The 20,436-nt window shown below is 59.2% G+C and carries 15 protein-coding genes and 1 pseudogene; 7 read left to right on the forward strand and 9 right to left on the reverse strand.

All coding sequences use genetic code 11. From position 1 onward, the window contains the following. Window positions 1–89 precede the first annotated feature (89 nt). From catA to HCK03_RS14260, 3 genes are all read right to left on the reverse strand, one after another. A complete protein-coding gene (gene catA, locus HCK03_RS14250; RefSeq protein ID WP_167691783.1) occupies window positions 90–1,016 on the reverse strand; it encodes a catechol 1,2-dioxygenase in 927 nt (308 codons plus the stop codon). Between the two features lie 75 nt (window positions 1,017–1,091). Next, window positions 1,092–1,382 carry a muconolactone Delta-isomerase gene (gene catC / locus HCK03_RS14255; protein ID WP_041145415.1) on the reverse strand — a complete coding sequence of 97 codons (291 nt, stop codon included), beginning with the start codon at window positions 1,380–1,382 and terminating at the stop codon, window positions 1,092–1,094. A gap of 19 nt (window positions 1,383–1,401) precedes the next feature. Then, entirely contained in the window at window positions 1,402–2,520 is a 1,119-nt protein-coding gene (locus HCK03_RS14260) for a muconate cycloisomerase family protein (RefSeq protein WP_041145414.1), read from the reverse strand. Between the two features lie 302 nt (window positions 2,521–2,822). On the opposite strand from HCK03_RS14260, the pseudogene HCK03_RS14265 reads away from it, so the two are divergent. Further along, window positions 2,823–3,658, forward strand: a pseudogene (locus HCK03_RS14265) (IclR family transcriptional regulator domain-containing protein). Here the strand turns inward: HCK03_RS14265 and HCK03_RS14270 are convergent. Continuing rightward, a complete protein-coding gene (locus HCK03_RS14270) occupies window positions 3,653–5,152 on the reverse strand; it encodes an MFS transporter (protein ID WP_167691784.1) in 1,500 nt (499 codons plus the stop codon). The pseudogene HCK03_RS14265 and the gene HCK03_RS14270 overlap by 6 nt on opposite strands. Window positions 5,153–5,272: 120 nt before the next feature. On the opposite strand from HCK03_RS14270, the gene HCK03_RS14275 reads away from it, so the two are divergent. The 6 genes from HCK03_RS14275 to narI all read left to right on the forward strand — a co-directional run bounded on the left by HCK03_RS14275 (window position 5,273) and on the right by narI (window position 14,257). Beyond that, window positions 5,273–5,860 (forward strand): TetR family transcriptional regulator, encoded by a 588-nt coding sequence (locus tag HCK03_RS14275; protein ID WP_167691785.1) that lies wholly within the window; start codon window positions 5,273–5,275, stop codon window positions 5,858–5,860. 304 nt (window positions 5,861–6,164) lie between these two features. Next, window positions 6,165–7,553 (forward strand): NarK family nitrate/nitrite MFS transporter, encoded by a 1,389-nt coding sequence (locus HCK03_RS14280; protein ID WP_041145411.1) that lies wholly within the window; start codon window positions 6,165–6,167, stop codon window positions 7,551–7,553. Window positions 7,554–7,621: 68 nt separating this feature from the next. Continuing rightward, window positions 7,622–11,362 carry a nitrate reductase subunit alpha gene (locus tag HCK03_RS14285; protein ID WP_167691786.1) on the forward strand — a complete coding sequence of 1,247 codons (3,741 nt, stop codon included), beginning with the start codon at window positions 7,622–7,624 and terminating at the stop codon, window positions 11,360–11,362. Beyond that, window positions 11,359–12,885 carry a nitrate reductase subunit beta gene (narH, locus tag HCK03_RS14290; protein ID WP_041145409.1) on the forward strand — a complete coding sequence of 509 codons (1,527 nt, stop codon included), beginning with the start codon at window positions 11,359–11,361 and terminating at the stop codon, window positions 12,883–12,885. The genes HCK03_RS14285 and narH overlap by 4 nt, the downstream gene beginning before the upstream one ends. Next, on the forward strand, window positions 12,885–13,580 hold the full coding sequence (gene narW, locus HCK03_RS14295) for a nitrate reductase molybdenum cofactor assembly chaperone (RefSeq protein WP_041145408.1): 696 nt from the start codon (window positions 12,885–12,887) through the stop codon (window positions 13,578–13,580). Before narH ends, narW begins: the two co-directional genes overlap by 1 nt. Then, on the forward strand, window positions 13,577–14,257 hold the full coding sequence (gene narI / locus HCK03_RS14300; protein WP_041145407.1) for a respiratory nitrate reductase subunit gamma: 681 nt from the start codon (window positions 13,577–13,579) through the stop codon (window positions 14,255–14,257). Before narW ends, narI begins: the two co-directional genes overlap by 4 nt. Before the next feature lie 30 nt (window positions 14,258–14,287). Here narI and HCK03_RS14305 read toward each other — a convergent pair whose 3' ends face one another. From HCK03_RS14305 to citX, 5 genes are all read right to left on the reverse strand, one after another. Further along, window positions 14,288–15,727, reverse strand: a complete 1,440-nt coding sequence (locus HCK03_RS14305; RefSeq protein ID WP_167691787.1) for an anion permease — start codon at window positions 15,725–15,727, stop codon at window positions 14,288–14,290. Window positions 15,728–15,821: 94 nt separating this feature from the next. Then, complete coding sequence (locus tag HCK03_RS14310; protein WP_167691788.1) at window positions 15,822–18,416, reverse strand: bifunctional aconitate hydratase 2/2-methylisocitrate dehydratase; 2,595 nt, start codon at window positions 18,414–18,416, stop codon at window positions 15,822–15,824. Between the two features lie 58 nt (window positions 18,417–18,474). Continuing rightward, window positions 18,475–19,023, reverse strand: coding sequence for an RBBP9/YdeN family alpha/beta hydrolase (locus tag HCK03_RS14315; protein WP_123551445.1), 549 nt, complete (start codon window positions 19,021–19,023; stop codon window positions 18,475–18,477). Between the two features lie 21 nt (window positions 19,024–19,044). Then, window positions 19,045–19,920: a triphosphoribosyl-dephospho-CoA synthase CitG gene (citG, locus tag HCK03_RS14320; protein ID WP_041145403.1), complete on the reverse strand. Its 876-nt coding sequence runs from the start codon at window positions 19,918–19,920 to the stop codon at window positions 19,045–19,047. Continuing rightward, window positions 19,892–20,434 carry a citrate lyase holo-[acyl-carrier protein] synthase gene (citX, locus tag HCK03_RS14325; RefSeq protein WP_052474511.1) on the reverse strand — a complete coding sequence of 181 codons (543 nt, stop codon included), beginning with the start codon at window positions 20,432–20,434 and terminating at the stop codon, window positions 19,892–19,894. Before citX ends, citG begins: the two co-directional genes overlap by 29 nt. Between the last annotated feature and the right edge of the window lie 2 nt (window positions 20,435–20,436).

Below are 20,436 nucleotides of genomic sequence, written 5' to 3' on the forward strand. Positions count from 1 at the left end.
ATGATGACGACGCTGTACGAATTAATTAAGGCGATGATACCGGTAGCCCGGACAGGACGCGACGCCGCTGCCCGGGTTAAAAGCGCGGCTTACTCCTGCGCGCGCAGACGAGTGCCGCGCTGCTCTTCATCGGCGTTTAGCGCCGGGCAGAGGGTGAAATCAAAGCACACTTCGGTATGCGCGCCGTCGAGCTTACGCTGCTGGATAAGCTCGCGATCGGTGATTTTAACCGGGTCGGCGATCAGCCCGTCGCGGGTAGCAAATGCGAAGTCATCCCACAGGTATTTATCGCCATTGAGGTTAATCTGACTGGTTAAATGCCTGTGGCCCGGAGCCGAAACGAAGAAGTGAATATGCGCCGGGCGATTACCGTGACGCCCCAGTTGGTCAAGCAGCTTCTGGGTCGGGCCATCCGGCGGGCAGCCGTAGCCGGAAGGCATGATGCTGCGCACGCTGTAGCGGCCGTCGGCGCCGGTACGAATGCGGCGGCGCAGGTTATACTCCCCCTGGCTCTGGTCGAAGAAGGAGTAATTCCCGAGGGTGTTGGCGTGCCAGATATCGACCACGGCGTTCGCTACCGGGCGCCCCTGGGTGTCGCAAACCTGGCCATGCAGCCACATGACCTCACCCGCATCTTTGCCGTCATCCATCCGCGCGTGGCCATCGCTCAGCGGCGCGTTGGCGACGTACAGCGGCCCCTCAATCGTGCGCGGGGTGCCGGTTTCCCGGTGCTGGGCAGCTTCGATAGCGTCCTGGCGCAGGTCGAGGAAGTGCTCGATTCCGAGGCCCGCCGCCAGCAGCGCCGCCTCCTGACGCCCGCCCAGCTCGTGGAGATAGTTCACCGCGTGCCAGAACTCTTCCTGGCTAATATTATAATCATCGATCAGGGTGCACATATCTTCGAGGATGCGATGGACGATGGCTTTAAAGCGCTCGTTGCCGCCGGGAACGTTCAGGCCGGCGCTTTCACGTAATAATTTCTGCACGACTTCTTGTTGTACGAAAGAATTTTTCATCACGATTCTCACTTATTGCTTGCAGCTTATTTGTAGGGTTTACGCCGATATAAACCGGCGCGAGGTTAATTATTATTATTTATCGTCTTCACGAATCGATGATGGATGACGGCAGAGCGCCTCCACGCGTATTTCCATAAACGGGTACAGCGGTAGCCCCATTAATATCTGATGCAGCTCTTCGGCGTCCCGCACGTCAAAAATACTGACGTTGGCGTACAGCCCGGCGACGCGCCAAATATGCCGCCATTTACCTTCCCGCTGCAGCTGCTGCGAGTAGGCCTTTTCACGCTGCTTGATCTCCTCAATTTCGGCGCCGGGAAACCCCAGCGGAATATTGACGGTCATATCCACTTTGAACAGCATTTCTCTCTCCTGTGCGCGCTTACGCTTTACGGGTATAAAACTGCAGCTTATCTTCGTCGAGCTCGACGCCGAGCCCCGGCGTCTGCGGCAGAACGACCTGCCCCTCGGCGAAGGTCAGCGGCACGCTGATGATGTCGTCCTTCAACAGCAGCGGGCCAAACATCTCGGTTCCCCACTGCAGCGGCAGCGTTGACCAGGCGTGCAGCGACGCCACCGTGCCGACGCTCCCTTCCAGCATGGTGCCGCCGTACAGGCCAATGCCCGCCGCCTGCGCCACCCGCGCGAGGGCCAACACGCTGGCCGGACCGCCGGCTTTAGCAATCTTCAGCGCGTAGGCGCCGCTGAATCCCTGCTGGGCCAGGCGATAGCCGTCATAATGGGTAGCGACGGCTTCATCCGCCAGGATCGCGGTCTCGACGCGGTGGCTAAGGCGCACCAGGGCGGCGTTATCCTGCGCGCTAACCGGCTGTTCGATAAGGTCGACCCCCATCGCCGCCAGCTCGCGGCAGCCTCTGGCCGCGGCGGTGGCGTCCCACGCCTGGTTGACGTCAACCCGGATGCTGGCCCGGTCACCCAGCGCCTCGACGATCGCGCGGGTGTGCCTGAGGTCGGTAGCCAGCTCCCGGGCGCCAATTTTTAGCTTGAACGCCTGATGGCGGCGTTCGCTCAGCAGCCGCTCACCTTCGGCAATGTCCTTCGCGGTATCGCCGCTCGCCAGCGTCCACAGCACCGGCAGCGAGGTCTGCAGCGCCCCGCCCAGCAGCGCCGAAACCGGCAGCCCCAGCGCCTTGCCCTGGGCATCGAGCAGCGCGGTCTCAATCGCCGATTTGGCAAAGGTATTGCCTTTAATGGCGCCGTTCATGCGCTCGGTGAGCGCGTTGAGGTTATCCGCCGGCTGGCCCTTGAGCAGCGGCGTCAGATAGTGGGTAATGGCGGAGACGATGGCCTCCGGGCTTTCGACGCCATAGCTCAGGCCACCAATGGTGGTCGCCTCGCCGATCCCACAGATGCCGTCGGAGCGCGTGAGGCGAATAATCACCAGCGTCTGGCAGCCCATGGTGGCCATTGAGAGTTTGTGCGGGCGAATGGTCGGGACATCAACCAGCCAGCTTTCAATGCGTTCTACGGTCGCGGTCATCTTCTGTTCCCAATCGTGAAATAGCCGGCCCCGGGATCTTCGCGCAGCGTCCGCTGCGGCACCGGTAAGGTGGCCAGGCGCGGCGGCTGCATAGTCGATATCGGGTATAACTTTTTGTGCCCCCAACCATAACGGGAGGTGACGATGCCTTTGACAATAGGGGGCAGCCACCGGCACGGTCAACGGCGATAATCGAAATGTTGTGCGATTATCGACGCGCTTGTTAAATTGAGGTTAATAATGTGATCCGGGTGGGAAAACGCGCACATTCCGCCGCCGCCCGCTGTGCGCAGGGTATAGTGATGCCCGCGAGCTTTGTCTTCGAATGGAGAGGAATTCAATGAGCGATAGATCCCCAACCACCCTCAGCGCCAGGCAGGCCGAACACGACCCAAACTTTATGCTGTCGCTGGCGCGCGGGCTGGAGGTGCTCAACGCCTTTACTCCCCAGCGCCAGCGGCTGACCATTTCGCAGCTCAGCCAGAAAACGCAAATTTCTCGCGCCGCCGTGCGCCGCTGCCTCTATACCCTGGCGGCGCTGGGGATGGTACACAGCCCCGATGGCCGCAGCTACGAGCTGCTGCCGCGCGTGCTGGCGGTGGGCCACGCCTACCTTGCCGGCACTCCGCTGGCAAAAGTGGCGCAGACCGCGCTGGATACGCTGGGCAAAACGCTGGGCGAGTCCTGTTCGGCCGCCACCCTCGATGGGGATAACGTGCTGTACATCGCCAGAGCCGCGGTCAACAACCTGCTCAGCGTCGACATCGGGCGCGGCAGCCGCCTGCCCGCCTGGGCCACCTCGATGGGCCGGGTGCTGCTCAGCGCGTTGCCGGAAGAGCAGCTTGAGGTGACGTTGTCACGAGCCGTGTTAATGCGCTACACCCCACATACGGTCTGCGATCTGCCGGGATTGCGCGAGGAAATTGCCAAAGTCCGCATGCAGGGATACGCGCTTGCGGACAGGCAGATTGAGGTTGGGCTGTGTTCGCTGGCGGTGCCGCTGCTGTCGCGCGGCGGCCAGGTGGTGGCGGCGCTCAACGTCGGCGTGCCTGCGGCCGCGATGAGCGCCGGAGCGCTAAAAGAGCTGGCCCTGGCGCCGCTGCGCCGGGCCGCCATGGAGCTCTCTCTCCAGCTATAGGGCGTCACTCACCGGCGGCACTTTCGCGAGGCTGCGCCAGATCCCCATTGCCAGCAGCAGCAGCAGGACGCCAGCCGTTGCCAGGACGATGCTGTGGGCGCTGATAAACGCCGTTTTGGCCGCCTCAACCAGCGCATGGGCCGGAATAGCGGGCATCGACTGGGCCAGATTTATCGCCTCGCTGATGGAGGAGGCGGCCTGCTCCGCCGCGCCGCCGTCAATACCGTTCGGTAATACAATTGACGAGCTGTAGCTGCGGGTCAGGATCAGGCCAAAGAGCGCTATACCCAGCCCGGCGCCGAGCTCATAGGCCATCGTTTCAATCGCGCCCGCCGCGGCCGCCTTCTCTTTTGGCGCGGCGGCCATAATCGCCGAGCTGGAGGCCAGCAGCGCGCTGGCAACGCTGAAGCCCAGCATCGTCATCAGCCCCCACGCCAGCCACGGCTGGCTGCTAAAGTCGGTCATCGACAGCCCAAGGAAGCTGAACGCGCTGAGCAGCATCCCGCCGGTGGCGACCTGACGCAGGCCGAGGCGCGAGACCATCATCCCGGCGATCGGCCCGCTAAACCCGCTGGCCACCATCAGCGGCAGCATAAATAACCCGGCCTCAAACGGCGTTTTACCGTGCACAAACTGCAGCTCCTGCGCCATCAGCAGTTCGAAACCCACCAGCGTAATCAGCGCCGTCATTGCCATCATCACGCCGCTTAGAATAATGCGGTGCGTGAAGAGGCGCATATCCACCATCGGCCTCGCCGATGAGAGCTGCCGGCGCACGAAGGAGAACAGCATCCCCGCGCCGGCGAGGGCTACCAGTCCGGTGATCCACAGCTCAAGCTGCCCTTTGAGCGCCGTTTTGGCGCTAAAGACCAGCATCAGGATTGCCGTAATCAGCATCAACGCCTGCAGCATATTTAGCGGCTGCTCGCGTCGCGCGGGCTGGCGCGGCACCATTCGCGCGCTGAAGGTCATAACCACCAGCACGATGGGAACGTTGAGCAGGAACACCGATCCCCAGTAGAAGTGCTCCAGCAGCATTCCGCCCACCAGCGGGCCGAAAGCCGCGCCGCCTGAGCCAATCGCCGCCCACAGGCCCAGCGCCATGTTGCGGTGGCGGGCTTCAGCAAAGGTGTTACGAATGCCGGCCAGCGTCGCCGGGACGATCATCGCGGCCCCGATGGCCAGCAGCGCCCGGGAGGCAATCAGCACCATCGCGCTAGGGGAAAAGGCCGCCGCCAGCGACGCAACGCCGAAAATCCCGCTGCCGAGCAGCAGTAGGCGCTTAAAGCCAATTTTGTCGCCGAGCGCGCCCATCGGCAGCACCATACCGGCCATCACTAATGAATAGATATCAATGATCCACAGCAGCTCGTTGCTGCTGGTTCCCAGCGATACGCTAAGCGTTGGCGCCGCTACGTGCAGCACCGTGGCATCGATCGCCACTGGAAGATAAACCAGCAAAATCGCTATTAGCGTTAACCATTGCCGAGACATACTACATTTCCTCAATTAACTAAATTGGACACGCGTCCAGGAATGCGATCCTGCCGGATTGTTGAACGACTGTCCAACTTTTTGTTACTATCGATGAAAACCACTGTGCGGCGGGAGCATATGAACTATTTAAGTCGGGAAGAGCGGCGGGAAGTTATCCTGCAGGCGGCGATGCGCGTGGCCCTGCGCGGCGGCCTTGGCGCAATGACCGTTCGGCAGATAGCCGGTGAGGCCGGCGTGGCCACCGGGCAGCTGCACCACCACTTCACCTCCATCGGCGAGCTGAAGGCCCACGCCTTCGTCCAGCTGATTCGGGATATGCTGGCCATCCAGCTGGTTGACGATGCGGCGAGCTGGAACGAGCGCCTGTTTTCTATGCTCGGCAGCGAAGATGGCCGGCTGGATCCGTACATTCGCCTGTGGCGCGAGGGGCAGCTGCTTTCCAGCAGCGATAGCGAGATCAAAGCGGCCTACCTGCTCACCATGAGCCTGTGGCACGAAGAGACGGTCAACATTATTCAGCGCGGAACCGCGGCCGGGGAGTTTCATCCCGGCGATAGCGCGGAGAATATTGCCTGGCGGCTCATCGCCCTCGTCTGCGGCCTGGACGGCATCTACGCGCTGGGAATGAAGGAGATTGATGACGCCGCCTTTAGTCGATATATAAACCATTACATAACACTAGAGCTTTTACGCCTTCCTGAATAATCCCTGGCCTCTCCCGCCGCCACCCTCGGGAGGCGGCTGACACCGTTCTCGCGGCGCGGCCCACCTGCGGATAGGGCCGACACCCTCTTTTTCTTTACAACTTAACCTACAATTTATTTACATTTTGTAACAAATAACAACCCTCTATTCACCGCGTGTTTTCTGCTGCCCCGCTTTTTTTATCTATTCTTTCAAACATTACAATAATTAAAACGACCAGCCTGCATAACAACCGCTGCTTTATTTTCTATTTTCCGCTTTTCAGATCGCTATTTTCTTTGGTTACGGTGCAATCGAGGGCAATATGCCAACACAAAATGAGAAAGATAATCATTACCTCTTAAAAGACTGGAGACCCGAAAACCCGGCATTTTGGGAAAACAAAGGCAAAAAGATTGCACGAAGAAACCTTTGTATTTCAGTTGCCTGCCTGCTACTCGCCTTCTGCGTCTGGATGTTATTTAGCGCCGTAGCGGTCAATCTTAATAAAGTCGGATTTAATTTCACTACCGACCAGCTCTTCTTATTAACCGCCCTTCCTTCGCTTTCCGGGGCAATATTACGCGTGCCCTATTCGTTTATGGTGCCAATATTTGGCGGGCGCTACTGGACGGTGATCAGTACCGTTATATTAGCGATCCCGTGCCTGTGGCTCGGTTTCGCGGTGCAGGACCCGGCGACGCCGTACTGGATATTTATCGCCATCGCCCTGCTGTGCGGTTTCGCCGGCGCCAACTTTGCCTCCAGCATGGGCAATATCAGCTTTTTCTACCCGAAGGCTAAGCAGGGCAGCGCGCTCGGCGTTAACGGCGGGCTGGGCAACCTCGGGGTCAGCGTGATGCAGCTGCTGTCGCCGATTTTCGTGTTCCTGCCGCTGTTTACCTTCCTCGGCGTGCGCGGCACCGAACAGCCGGACGGTTCGATCCTCTGGCTCGGCAACTCGCCGCTGATCTGGGTTCCCCTGCTGCTGATTGCCACCGCCGCCGCCTGGTTCGGCATGAACGATATCGCCGGTTCCAAAACGTCAATTCGCGACCAGCTGCCGGTGCTAAAACGTCCGCATATGTGGCTGCTGAGCCTGCTTTATCTCGCCACCTTCGGCTCGTTTATCGGCTTCTCCGCCGGCTTTGCGATGCTGGCGAAAACGCAGTTCCCGGACGTCAATATCCTGCAGCTGGCCTTCTTCGGGCCGTTTATCGGCGCCCTGGCCCGCTCGTTTGGCGGCATTATCTCAGACCGCCTCGGCGGGGTTAACGTGACGCTCGCCAACTTTGTCCTGATGGCGCTGTTCACCGGCCTGCTGTTTCTCACCCTGCCGGGCTCCGGATCCGGCAGCTTCCTCGCCTTTTACGTGGTGTTTATGGGGCTGTTCCTCACCGCCGGCCTCGGCAGCGGCTCCACCTTCCAGATGATCGCCGTGATCTTTCGACAAATCACCGTCGATAGCGTCAAAAAACGCGGCGGGACCGACGAACAGGCCCAGCATGAGGCGGTGACCGATACCGCCGCCGCGCTCGGCTTTATCTCCGCCATTGGCGCCGTTGGGGGCTTCTTCATCCCCAAAGCCTTTGGCACCTCGCTGGCCATGACCGGCTCTCCGGTCGGCGCCATGAAGATCTTTTTTGTGTTTTACGTGGTTTGCGTGCTGGTGACCTGGCTGGTCTATGGGCGCCGCAAGCCGGCAACGAAATAAACAGAACAAGAAATACATGTTGAGCAGTGTAACCACGGGGGCGCAATCCCCCGTCAGGAGATAATGTCATGAGCAAACTACTGGATCGCTTTCGCTACTTTAAGCAAAAAGGCGAAAGCTTTGCCAACGGCCACGGTCAGGTGTACAACACCAACCGTGACTGGGAGGATAGCTACCGTCAGCGCTGGCAGTTCGATAAGATTGTCCGCTCCACGCACGGCGTAAACTGTACAGGCTCATGTAGCTGGAAGATCTACGTTAAAAACGGCCTCGTCACCTGGGAAACTCAGCAGACCGACTATCCCCGCACACGCCCTGACCTGCCGAACCACGAGCCGCGCGGCTGCCCGCGCGGTGCCAGCTACTCGTGGTACCTCTACAGCGCCAACCGCCTGAAGTACCCGCTGGCGCGCAAGCGGCTGATTGAGCTGTGGCGCGAGGCGCTGACGCAGCACCCGGACCCGGTCAACGCGTGGAACAGCATCATGCAGGACCGGCAAAAATGCCTGAGCTACAAGCAGGCCCGCGGCAAAGGCGGGTTTATTCGTTCAACCTGGAAAGAGCTCAACCAGCTGATCGCCGCCGCCAACGTCTGGACCATTAAAAACTACGGCCCGGACCGCGTGGCCGGCTTCTCGCCCATTCCGGCGATGTCGATGGTCTCCTACGCCGCCGGTACCCGCTATCTGTCGCTGATCGGCGGAACCTGCCTGAGCTTCTATGACTGGTACTGCGACCTGCCGCCCGCCTCACCGATGACCTGGGGCGAGCAGACCGACGTGCCGGAATCCGCCGACTGGTACAACTCCAGCTACATTATCGCCTGGGGCTCCAACGTCCCGCAGACCCGGACGCCGGACGCCCACTTCTTCACCGAAGTGCGCTACAAAGGCACCAAAACCATCGCCATCACCCCGGACTATTCGGAGGTCGCCAAGCTCTGCGACCAGTGGCTGGCGCCCAAACAGGGTACCGACAGCGCGCTGGCAATGGCGATGGGCCACGTGATCCTCAAGCGCTTCCACCTCGATAACCCCAGCGATTACTTCCTCAACTACTGTCGCCACTACACCGATATGCCGATGCTGGTGATGCTCGATCGCCGGGACGACGGTACCTGGGTGCCCGGGCGCATGCTGCGCGCTTCGGACCTGCTGGACGGGCTGGGCGAAAGCAACAACCCGGAGTGGAAAACCGTCGCCTTCAACGCCGAAGGAGAGCTGGTGGCGCCCAACGGCTCGATCGGCTTTCGCTGGGGTGAGAAAGGCAAGTGGAACCTCGAGCAGCTGGCGGCCGGTAAGGCGACCGAGCTGCGGCTCTCCCTGCTGGATATCAAGGATTCCGTCGCCGCGGTGGGCTTCCCCTACTTTGGCGGTAACGAAAACCCGCACTTTCGCAGCGTGAAGCAGGAGCCGGTGCTCATCCATCAGCTGCCGGTGAAGCAGCTGGCGCTGGCAAACGGTGAAAGCGGCCTGGTGGCGAGCGTTTACGATTTGGTGCTCGCCAACTACGGTCTCGATCGCGGCCTCGATGACGCCAACGCGGCGCAGGATTTTGCCGATCTTAAAGCCTACACCCCGGCCTGGGCCGAGCAGATCACCGGGGTGTCGCGCCGACACATCGAGCAGATCGCCTGGGAGTTCGCCGATACCGCGCATAAGACCCACGGTCGTTCGATGATTATTCTCGGCGCCGGCGTCAACCACTGGTATCACATGGATATGAACTACCGGGGGATGATCAACATGCTGGTGTTCTGCGGCTGCATCGGGCAGAGCGGCGGCGGCTGGTCGCACTACGTGGGCCAGGAGAAGCTGCGCCCGCAAACCGGCTGGCTGCCGCTGGCCTTCGCCACCGACTGGAACCGCCCGCCGCGCCAGATGAACAGCACCTCCTATTTCTACAACCACTCCAGCCAGTGGCGTTATGAAAAGCTCACCGCCCAGGAGCTGCTGTCGCCGCTGGCCGACGCCAGCCGCTTTAGCGGCCACCTGATTGATTTTAACGTCCGCGCCGAGCGCATGGGCTGGCTGCCGTCGGCGCCGCAGCTGAGCGTCAACCCGCTGACCATTAAGCAGCAGGCCGATTCCGCCGGACTCTCTCCCGCCGACTTCACCGCCCAGGCGCTGAAATCCGGCGATATCCGCTTTGCCAGCGAGCAGCCGGATAACGGCAAAAACCATCCGCGAAACATGTTTATCTGGCGCTCCAACCTGCTGGGCTCGTCCGGGAAAGGCCACGAGTACATGCTCAAATACCTGCTGGGCACCGACAGCGGTATTCAGGGCGATGAGCTGGGGGCAACGGACGAGGTGAAACCGGAAGAGGTGGAGTGGCAGACCGCCGCCATTGAGGGCAAACTCGACCTGCTGGTGACCCTCGATTTTCGCATGTCGAGCACCTGCCTGTTCTCCGATATCGTCCTGCCGACCGCCACCTGGTACGAAAAAGACGATATGAATACCTCGGATATGCATCCGTTTATCCATCCGCTCTCCGCCGCCGTTGACCCGGCCTGGGATGCGAAAAGCGACTGGGAAATCTACAAAGATATTGCTAAAGCCTTCTCCGAGGTCTGCGTCGGCCACCTTGATAAAGAGACCGACGTGGTGCTGCTGCCGCTGCAGCACGACTCCCCCGGGGAGCTGTCGCAGCCCTTTGACGTCTTCGACTGGCACAAGGGCGAGTGCGATCTTATCCCCGGGAAAACCGCCCCGACCATCGCGGTGGTTGAGCGCGACTACCCGGCGACCTGGGAGCGCTTTACCTCTCTTGGCCCGCTGCTCGACAAGCTGGGCAACGGCAGCAAGGGGATTTCGTGGAATACCCAGGATGAGGTCGATTTCCTCGGCAAGCTGAACTACGTCAAGCTCGACGGCCCGGCCAAAGGTCGTCCGCGCATCGACAGCGCGATAGACGCCAGCGAGGTGATCCTCAGCCTGGCGCCGGAGACCAACGGTCAGGTGGCGGTGAAGGCCTGGCACTCCCTCGGCGAATTTACCGGCCGCGATCACACCCACCTGGCGATCAACAAAGAGGATGAGAAGATCCGCTTTCGCGATATCCAGGCCCAGCCGCGAAAAATCATCTCCAGCCCCACCTGGTCCGGCCTCGAGAGCGAACACGTGTCGTACAACGCCGGCTATACCAACGTGCATGAGCTGATCCCGTGGCGCACGCTTTCCGGCCGCCAGCAGCTCTATCAGGATCACCCGTGGATGCGCGCCTTTGGCGAGAGCCTGGTGGTCTATCGACCGCCGATAGACACCCGCAGCGTCAGCCGTATGAAGGAGATCCCGCCCAACGGCTTCCCGGAAAAAGCGCTGAATTTCCTGACGCCACACCAGAAATGGGGCATCCACTCCACCTACAGCGAAAACCTGCTGATGCTGACCCTGTCGCGCGGCGGGCCGATCGTCTGGCTCAGCGAAGCCGACGCGAAGGAGCTGGGGATTGAGGATAACGACTGGATTGAGGCGTTCAACGCCAACGGCGCCCTCACCGCCCGCGCGGTGGTCAGCCAGCGCGTGCCGCCCGGAATGACCATGATGTACCACGCCCAGGAGCGAATCATGAACATTCCGGGTTCTGAAGTCACCGGCAGGCGCGGCGGGATCCATAACTCCGTCACCCGTATCTGCCCGAAACCGACCCATATGATCGGCGGCTACGCGCAGCTGGCCTACGGCTTTAACTACTACGGCACCGTCGGCTCTAACCGCGATGAGTTCATCATGATTCGCAAAATGAAAAACATTAACTGGCTGGATGACGAAGGTCGCGATCAGGTACAGGAGGCGAAAAAATGAAAATACGCTCACAGGTCGGAATGGTGCTGAACCTCGACAAATGCATTGGCTGTCATACCTGTTCGGTCACCTGTAAGAACGTCTGGACCGGGCGCGAAGGCATGGAGTATGCCTGGTTTAACAACGTCGAAACCAAGCCCGGCATCGGCTATCCGAAAAACTGGGAAGACCAGGAGGAGTGGCAAGGCGGCTGGATCCGCGGGATCACCGGCAAGCTCACGCCGCGCCTCGGCAGCCGCGTCGGCGTGCTGTCTAAAATCTTCGCCAACCCGGTGCTGCCGGGGATCGACGACTATTACGAGCCCTTTACCTACGACTATCAGCATCTGCACTCCGCCCCCGAAGGCCAGCACCTGCCTACCGCCCGCCCGCGCTCGCTGATCAGCGGCAAGCGGATGGATAAAATAACCTGGGGCCCCAACTGGGAGGAGCTGCTCGGCGGCGAGTTTGAAAAGCGCGCCCGCGATCGCAACTTCGAGGCGATGCAGAAAGAGATGTACGGCCAGTTTGAAAACACCTTCATGATGTACCTGCCGCGCCTGTGCGAGCACTGCCTCAACCCGAGCTGCGCCGCCACCTGCCCGAGCGGCGCCATCTACAAGCGTGAAGAAGACGGCATCGTGCTGATCGACCAGGACAAGTGCCGCGGCTGGCGCATGTGCATCAGCGGCTGCCCGTACAAAAAAATCTACTTCAACTGGAAAAGCGGCAAGTCGGAAAAATGCATCTTCTGCTATCCGCGCATTGAATCCGGCCAGCCGACGGTCTGTTCGGAGACCTGCGTCGGGCGTATCCGCTATCTCGGGGTGCTGCTGTATGACGCGGACCGCATCGAAGAAGCGGCCAGCACCGAGCATGAAACCGACCTCTACGAACGTCAGTGCGACGTGTTCCTTAATCCGCACGATCCGGCGGTGATTGAGGAGGCCCTGAAGCAGGGGATCCCGCATAACGTCATCGACGCCGCGCAGAAATCACCGGTTTATAAGCTGGCGATGGACTGGAAGCTGGCGCTGCCGCTGCATCCGGAATACCGCACGCTGCCGATGGTCTGGTACGTGCCGCCGCTGTCGCCGATCCAGTCGGTTGCCGACGCCGGCGGCCTGCCGAACAACGGCAGCATTCTGCCGGCAGTCGAAAGCCTGCGTATTCCGGTGCAGTATCTGGCTAACCTGCTGAGCGCGGGCGACACCGGCCCGGTGCTGCGCGCCCTGAAGCGCATGATGGCGATGCGCCACTACAAGCGTTCCCAAACCGTAGAAGGCGTTACCGATACCCGCGCCATCGAGGAGGTCGGCCTCAGCGTCGAGCAGGTAGAGGATATGTACCGCTACCTGGCGATCGCCAACTACGAAGACCGCTTCGTGATCCCCACCAGCCATCGCGAAATGGCGGAGGACGCCTTCCCGGAAAAAAACGGCTGCGGCTTTACCTTCGGCGACGGCTGTCACGGCTCGGACACCAAATTCAACCTGTTTAACAGCCAGCGCATCGATGCGATCAATATCGGGGAGAGAGACTAATGCGCATCCTCAAGGTAATCGGTCTGCTGCTGGAGTACCCGGACGCCGTGCTGTGGGACAACCGCGAGGAGGCGCTGGCGCTGGTCAGCGCCGATGCGCCGGCCCTGCTGGCGTTTGTTGAACCGCTGCTGGCCGCGCCGCTGCTCGACCGTCAGGCTGAGTGGTGCGAAGTTTTTGAACGCGGGCGCGCCACCTCGCTGCTGCTGTTTGAGCACGTACACGCGGAGTCCCGCGATCGCGGCCAGGCGATGGTCGACCTGATGAATCAGTACGAGCAGGCCGGCCTGCAAATCGACTGCCGCGAGCTGCCGGACCATTTACCGCTGTATCTGGAGTATCTCAGCACCCTGCCACCGGAGGGCAGCCGCGAAGGATTGCAGAACGTCGCGCCGATTCTGGCGCTGCTCGGCGGGCGGCTGAAGCAGCGCCAGTGCGAGTATTATCAGCTATTTGACGCGCTGCTGGCGCTGGCAGGCAGCAAACTTAATAGTGACAGTGTCACGAAGCAGGTGGCGGGTGAAAAGCGCGATGATACCCGCCAGGCGCTGGATGCGGTGTGGGAAGAGGAGCAGGTGAAATTTATCGAAGATAAAGCCACCGCCTGCGACAGCTCCCCGCTGCAAAACTATCAACGACGCTTTAGCCAGGACGTCGCGCCACAGTACGTTGACGTCCGTGCCGGAGGCCCGAAATGATACAGTACCTCAACGTCTTTTTTTACGATATCTACCCCTACCTCTGCGGCACGGTGTTTCTGCTCGGCAGCTGGCTGCGCTACGACTACGGCCAGTACACCTGGCGCGCCTCCTCGAGCCAGATGCTCGACAAGCGCGGTATGGTGCTGTGGTCAAACCTGTTCCACATCGGCATTCTCGGCATCTTCTTCGGCCACCTCTTCGGCATGCTGACGCCGCACTGGGTCTACTCGTGGTTCCTGCCGATGTCGCAAAAACAGCTGATGGCGATGATCCTCGGCGGCGCCTGCGGCGTGCTGACGCTGATCGGCGGCGCGGGCCTGCTGGTCCGCCGCCTGACCAACCCGCGCATTCGCGCGACCTCGTCGACGGCGGATATTCTGATCCTCAGCATCCTGCTGATTCAGTGCATTCTTGGCCTGACGACGATCCCCTTCTCCGCCCGGCACCCGGACGGTAGCGAGATGCTCAAACTGGTGGACTGGGCGCAGGCGGTGGTGACCTTCCACGCCGGCGCTTCGGCGCATCTTGACGGCGTGGCGATTATCTACCGCGTCCATCTGGTGCTGGGGATGACTATCTTCCTGATATTCCCCTTCACCCGGCTGGTCCACGTCTGGAGCGCACCGGTCGAGTACCTGACCCGCCGCTACCAGGTGGTGCGATCCCGGCGTTGAGGGGGAGGCCCGGCTGGCGTAGCCGGGCTATCAGGGCTGCAGCATTCCGTGATGCAGCAGGAATTCCCACCAGGGAATGCCAAGAACCATATGGACCAGAAACGTGCATAGCGCCACGAGAGTGCCGATCGTCCACCACGACTTGATATCGTTATACCCCGACGCGAAGATAATCGGTCCCGCTGCGCCGCCATAGTGGGTAATGCAGCCGCCGTAGGAGTTTGAGAACAAAATGGCCAGCGCCAGCAGCACGGGCGCCGTTCCGGTGACCAGCCCTACCGTGGCGAAGACCGGCACCATCGCCGCTACGTATGCTCCGCCGGAAGCAAAGAAATAGCGCACCAGCACGCTCAGGAACACGATAATGACGATGGTCATATTGCCTGCGCTGAGGAAATCCAGATGCGCTGACAGGAAATCCGCCAGCCAACGGAAGAACCCCACCTTGCTGAGGGTGGCGCTGAGGCCAATAATTCCGCCATACCAAATCAGGGTATTCCAGCCGCCTTTATTTTGCTGAACATCACTCCAGCTGATGATATTAAACAGCAGTGCGCTCCCCATCGCGATAATAGCCACCGACGATTCATTCAGACCAAGATGACGAGAGAAGATCCAGCCTAATAGCGCGGCGATAAATACCACCACTAACCCCTTCTCTTTGTTATTCATTGGCCCAAGATTTTTAAGCCCGTCATTCGCAATGCCAATATTATCGATTCGTTTAATCTCCGGGGCGGACACCTTATAGCAGATATAGGGAATTAGACACAGCATCAATAATCCCAACGGCGCCCCTGCCAGCATCCAGCCGATCCAGCTAATATGAATATGGAAAATATCGGAAATTAACTGTAGCGCTAACGCGTTGCCGGCAAAGCCCGTTAAAAACATATAGCTGGTCGTTTTGGTGACCATATACACGTTGACCATCAGATAGCGGCCAGCTTTACAGGGTGATTCCTTCGGCGTTGAGCCTAATACCATCGCGATACTGTTGATAATGGGAAACACGACGCCACCTGCACGCGCCGTATTTGATGGCGTGGCGGGCGCCAGCACCAAATCCAATAGCGCGGTGACATATCCCAGCCTGAGCGTTGTGTTGCCAAATTTGAGGATAAACCAGTAGGCGAGCCGCTTCCCCAATCCGGTGGTGACGAACGCCGCGCTAAGCGTAAAGGCACTGAACACCAGCCAGGTTGTACCTGAAGCATACCCGCTGAGGACGTCCATTGACTTCACCGGTGAATCGGCAAACTGGGTAATCGTAAAACAGGTTAATGCGACAGCAACCAGCATAATAACGGGTTCGGGATACGGTTTAATAACCAGCCCGACGATAGCGGAAAGGTATATTCCTGCGAGAATCCAGGCCTCCCGGCTCAATTCATTAGGCGGAGGAATGAATGTCGATAATAATATCACCACCGCAAGTAATATTGTTTTTAATACATTTGGTTTAATCATATCTCACCCATGAGAAATGTTCCCTGAATAGCAAAGGCCTCTCCCCGGAGAAACCTCCGCTGACTAAAGATGATTGTTCTAAAATCAATAACCGCTACAGATTAACCACTCGAATATTATCATCCTCGGCGGATTGATATTCAGTAAGCGTGTCGAAACTGAGATAGCGGTAGATATTTTCATTTGCATCGCTAAGTTTAACGGTATGGCTGAAATATTCGTCAACGGTTGGCATTTTCCCCAGGATAGCCGCAACGGTACTTAACTCAGCCGATGCCAGGAAGACTTTGGCATTTGTGCCCAGACGGTGCGGGAAATTTCGTGTGGAGGTTGACACTACGTGACTCCCTTCCCGCACCCTCGCCTGATTCCCCATGCAGAGGGAACAGCCGGCTGGCTCGATTCTCGCACCCGATTGAATAAACTGGTTAAAGTAGCCCTCTCTGGAGAGCTGTTGGGCATCCATTTTGGTCGGCGGCGCCAGCCACAGACGCGCCTGAGTTTCTTTCGTATCCGCCATAATTTTCCCTGCCGCGCGGAAATGGCCAATATTGGTCATGCAGGAGCCAATGAAAACTTCGTCAACTGGCGTACAGGCCACCTCTGAGAGCAGACGGGCGTCATCCGGATCGTCCGGCGCACACACGACCGGTTCGGTGATTTCAGCAAGATCTATGTCAATAACGGCCGCATATTCAGCGTCAGGATCGGCGGACAGAAGTGACGGGTTCGCCAGCCACGCCTCGATCTCAGCAATACGCTTTTCGAGCGTGGCGGCGTTCTCATAACCCTGCTTGACCATCCAGCGCAGCAGCGCCGCATTTGAGCGAAGGTATTGCGTAACGTTCTCTTCCGCCAGGCGCATCACGCACGCTGCGGCAGAACGTTCAGCGGACGCATCGGCCAGCTCAAACGCTTGTTCCGCGCTCAGCGTCTCCAGCCCTTCTATTTCAAGGATTCGTCCGGAGAAAATATTGCGTTTATTCTTCTTCTCCACCGTCAGCAGCCCCTGCTTCCTGGCATAGAGCGGAATGGCATGCACCAGATCGCGCAAGGTGATCCCTTTTTGCATATCACCGTTAAATCGCACCAGTACGGACTCGGGCATATCCAGCGGCATAATGCCCGTTGCCGCGGCAAACGCCACCAGCCCGGAGCCGCCCGGGAATGAAATCCCCAGCGGGAAGCGGGTATGCGAATCCGCGCCGGTACCGACCGTGTCAGGAAGCAGCATGCGGTTGAGCCACGAATGGATGATGCCGTCGCCCGGCTTCAGCGCCACGCCCTTACGGCGGGTGATGAACTGCGGCAGGGTTTCATGCAGCTGGACATCAACAGGCTTAGGATACGCCGAGGTGTGGCAAAAAGACTGCATCACCAGATCGGCGGAAAACGTCAGGCAGGCAAGATCGGTGAGCTCATCGCGCGTCATCCCCCCGGTGGTGTCCTGAGAACCCACGGTGCTGATTTTCGGTTCGCAGTACTGCCCCGGACGGATCCCCGAAACGCCGCAGGCTTTACCCACGATTTTTTGAGCCAGCGTAAAGCCAGCGCGCGATGGCACCGGTGTGCCGGGCTGGCGAAAAACCTCCGATGGCGACAGCTTCAGCGATTCCCGCGCTTTGGCCGTCAGGCTGCGTCCAATAATCAGCGGGATACGCCCGCCTGCACGCGCTTCATCCAGTAACACCTCGGTTTTAAGCGCGAATGTCGTTACCAGATGCTGGTTTTCCGTCTCACGAATTTCGCCCTGATACGGATACAGGTCGATGAGCATTCCGGTCGCCAGCGCGGAGACATCCAGTTCTATCGGCAAAGCGCCGGAATCCTCCAGGGTATTGAAGAAGATAGGGGCGATTTTGCCGCCAAACACAACGCCACCATTACGTTTGTTGGGGACAAAAGGGATGTCGTTCCCGATATGCCACAAGATGGAGTTGGTAGCAGATTTGCGCGATGACCCCGTTCCCACGACGTCACCAACGTAGACCAGCGGCCAGCCCGCCTCTTTTAATTCTGCCAGCTGGCGCAACGGACCGCGTACGCCCGGCTCGTCAGGGGTTACCCCTTCCCGGGCGTTGCTGAGCATAGAAAGCGCATGCAGCGGAATATCCGGGCGCGACCAGGCGACGGGGGCCGGAGAGAGATCGTCCGTGTTCGTCTCCCCGCTGACCTTAAAGACTTTCAGCGTGATCTTTTCTGGCACCGCAGGCCGACGCGTAAACCATTCGGCACGTGCCCAGGATTCGAGCACCCTTTGAGCCCAGGCGTTACCGCTCTTCGCTTTGGATTCGACCAGACTGAATTTTTCAAAAATAAGAAGCGTAGCAGACAGCTGCATTGCGGCAAGCGGGGCCAGAACGGGGTGGTCAAGCAGCTCAATCAGCGGCCTGACGTTGTAGCCGCCCTGCATTGTGCCCAGCAGCGTGGTGGCCTCTTCGGGTGAAAGCCCGCTGATGCTGTGCTCCCCACGCGCGACCTTAAACAGAAAATCGGCTTTAACTTTTGCCGCAGGATCAACCCCGGGCGGCACGCAGCGGGTTAATAAATCAATGAATGCCTGATGGTGTTCGGACGCGTTATCGATTAATGCATTAACGACCGCCTGCGTTTGTTCAGCCGTTAACGGTTTTGCCGGAATCCCCTCGTTTGCACGCAGCGTCACGTGCTGATTGTAATCATCTAACATATGCTCTCCTGTTCAGGACAAAGCTGCCTGAGAGTTAATCGTAAATAGGTAAATGTCGTTAAAGTTGTTCGCAGAATTCCGTAAGTCGTTCGAGTCCGTATTGCCATTCCCCGTAACCAGACTCCGAATTAATATGCCCGGCTTCGCCGATATCGATTAAATGACCGCCCCAGCATGTGGCCCAGTACTGGGCTCGGGAAAAAGGCATCAGGGGATCGTTTTTACTCGCGAACAGGATGCAGGGAACGGATAGCGTCGTCGGCTGGATAGCCTCCTCCAGCCCAAAGAAAGCCGGTTCTGCCGGCGCCACCATAACGAGCCCGGCCACGTTGACCTGCTGCGTTTGTAAGAGCCTGCAGGACGCCAGGGCCCCAAAGCTGTGTCCAACGAGGACCGCAGGCAGCCGGGAAACCGCAAGTTCTCGCCTGATGGCCGACACCCAATTTTCAATATCGGGCGCTAACCAGTTTTTCTGCTGTATGCGTTTCCAGAAAGGTAAACGTCGCTCCCAGCAGCTCTGCCAGTGATATTCATCGCTGTCTCTCAGGCCCGGTACCAGAATCAGGGTGTAACGATCGCTGAGCTGCTGCAGGCGCTGTTCAATCATGACGTTTTCCTTATTTCGCTATTATTCGCGTGGGAATTTCGACAATAACCACCCAACGGCAAGGAGATCTGCGCTACCGCCGGGGCTTAAATTTCTTTTGACGCATTCCGAATTCATTCTGGTTAATGCTTTATCTAATTTTTCTGACGTCAGGTTTTTAATGTTTAATAATCGTCTGGCGTAGCGTCGGACATAATTCAACCCGGCGATCCCACCGCGCGAAAGAAGATTCGTGTCGGGATTTTCTGCCATCAGCCCAAGCAACATTCTCAGCAAGGCCACACGTTCAGGTTCCCCCTGCCGTAACGATTTTTCCAGCACGGGAAGACCCGCGGTGCGCGCGGTCATAAAACCGCTGGCCGCTTCCCCCCTCGCCCCGGTGAACCCAAACGTCTGGAACAGCTGCTCGCCCTTCGTTTTTGCGACGCCCGATTTTTTCAGCTCCAGCTCGACAATGCCGGTACAGATAAGACGGGTTTCATTGCACAAGCTGCGCTGAGTGAGAGCTTCATCCCTTTGGCTCAGACGCCCTGCGGCGGCGCACAGCAGCCCCAGGGAGAAGATCCCGCCTTTATGGGTATTCACTCCGCCTGTAGCTGCAAACATCGCCTGTTCACACGCCAGTCCCGTCGGCCTGATTGCCCGCAGCGTTTGCATTCCCCCAAGCGATGCGGTCTCCTTGCCAACGTTAAAAAACAACGAAAACCAGGGAGCAACCGCCGCGATACTGGCCATAAACACGGTGAAGTTCATGTCCTGATGGGCGCCGCTATTGTCGCGATCCACCAGGCCCGGTTTCGGCGTTAAGGTGATTTCCCGATACATGGCTTCGGCCGCCAGTTCAGCGACGGAACGCTGAACACCGCATTCAGGATGCCTGGCAGGCAAAATAGTCATCGATTAACGCCTCCATGCTGCGCGTAAGTTCGGCCTGCGAATGACGTCGCGCGCGGGAGCACGCGTGCGCAGGTTCATGACAGATAAAGCATCTGCGCATCGGCTGCTGGATGGCATCTCTTTTCAACAGCCCCGTCTTCGGGCAGATGATATCGATATCCCAAAGCCGTCCCAGGCGATGGGTATCTTCAAGATGCGCCGTAACGTGCTTGATCATCCATGCCGGTGCCGCCACCGACCAGAGGGCTTCAGGCCCTGTCACCGGCCGCAACGTCTGGTGCCGACAGACGCGCCAGTGATGCCGCTGGAACACGGCACCGAGCGTCTCATCCGCAACGGCCATTACTCGCCTGGCGAGCTCGGTATCTTTGCGTTCCCCGGGCCAGACCAGCGTGACGGAAACCACGGTATGCTCAGACTGAAATAGCCACGCCTGCTGCCGTTTCGCCCGCTGCTCTCTGGCTGTCAGGATTTGCTCCAGAGAGACGATGGCGTTAGAGGCCTTATCCATCATAT

The sequence above is a fragment of the Klebsiella terrigena genome (assembly GCF_012029655.1).
GTDB lineage: Bacteria > Pseudomonadota > Gammaproteobacteria > Enterobacterales > Enterobacteriaceae > Klebsiella > Klebsiella terrigena.

Coding starts and splice junctions, on each gene's coding strand:
- narW (WP_041145408.1), top strand. CDS start 12,885: ATGCGCATCCTCAAGGTAATCGGTCTGCTGCTGGAGTACCCGGACGCC.
- HCK03_RS14305 (WP_167691787.1), bottom strand. CDS start 15,727: ATGATTAAACCAAATGTATTAAAAACAATATTACTTGCGGTGGTGATA.
- HCK03_RS14275 (WP_167691785.1), top strand. CDS start 5,273: ATGAACTATTTAAGTCGGGAAGAGCGGCGGGAAGTTATCCTGCAGGCG.
- catC (WP_041145415.1), bottom strand. CDS start 1,382: ATGCTGTTCAAAGTGGATATGACCGTCAATATTCCGCTGGGGTTTCCC.
- HCK03_RS14260 (WP_041145414.1), bottom strand. CDS start 2,520: ATGACCGCGACCGTAGAACGCATTGAAAGCTGGCTGGTTGATGTCCCG.
- narI (WP_041145407.1), top strand. CDS start 13,577: ATGATACAGTACCTCAACGTCTTTTTTTACGATATCTACCCCTACCTC.
- citX (WP_052474511.1), bottom strand. CDS start 20,434: ATGATGGATAAGGCCTCTAACGCCATCGTCTCTCTGGAGCAAATCCTG.
- HCK03_RS14315 (WP_123551445.1), bottom strand. CDS start 19,023: ATGATTGAACAGCGCCTGCAGCAGCTCAGCGATCGTTACACCCTGATT.
- catA (WP_167691783.1), bottom strand. CDS start 1,016: ATGAAAAATTCTTTCGTACAACAAGAAGTCGTGCAGAAATTATTACGT.
- HCK03_RS14285 (WP_167691786.1), top strand. CDS start 7,622: ATGAGCAAACTACTGGATCGCTTTCGCTACTTTAAGCAAAAAGGCGAA.
- narH (WP_041145409.1), top strand. CDS start 11,359: ATGAAAATACGCTCACAGGTCGGAATGGTGCTGAACCTCGACAAATGC.
- HCK03_RS14270 (WP_167691784.1), bottom strand. CDS start 5,152: ATGTCTCGGCAATGGTTAACGCTAATAGCGATTTTGCTGGTTTATCTT.
- citG (WP_041145403.1), bottom strand. CDS start 19,920: ATGACTATTTTGCCTGCCAGGCATCCTGAATGCGGTGTTCAGCGTTCC.
- HCK03_RS14280 (WP_041145411.1), top strand. CDS start 6,165: ATGCCAACACAAAATGAGAAAGATAATCATTACCTCTTAAAAGACTGG.
- HCK03_RS14310 (WP_167691788.1), bottom strand. CDS start 18,416: ATGTTAGATGATTACAATCAGCACGTGACGCTGCGTGCAAACGAGGGG.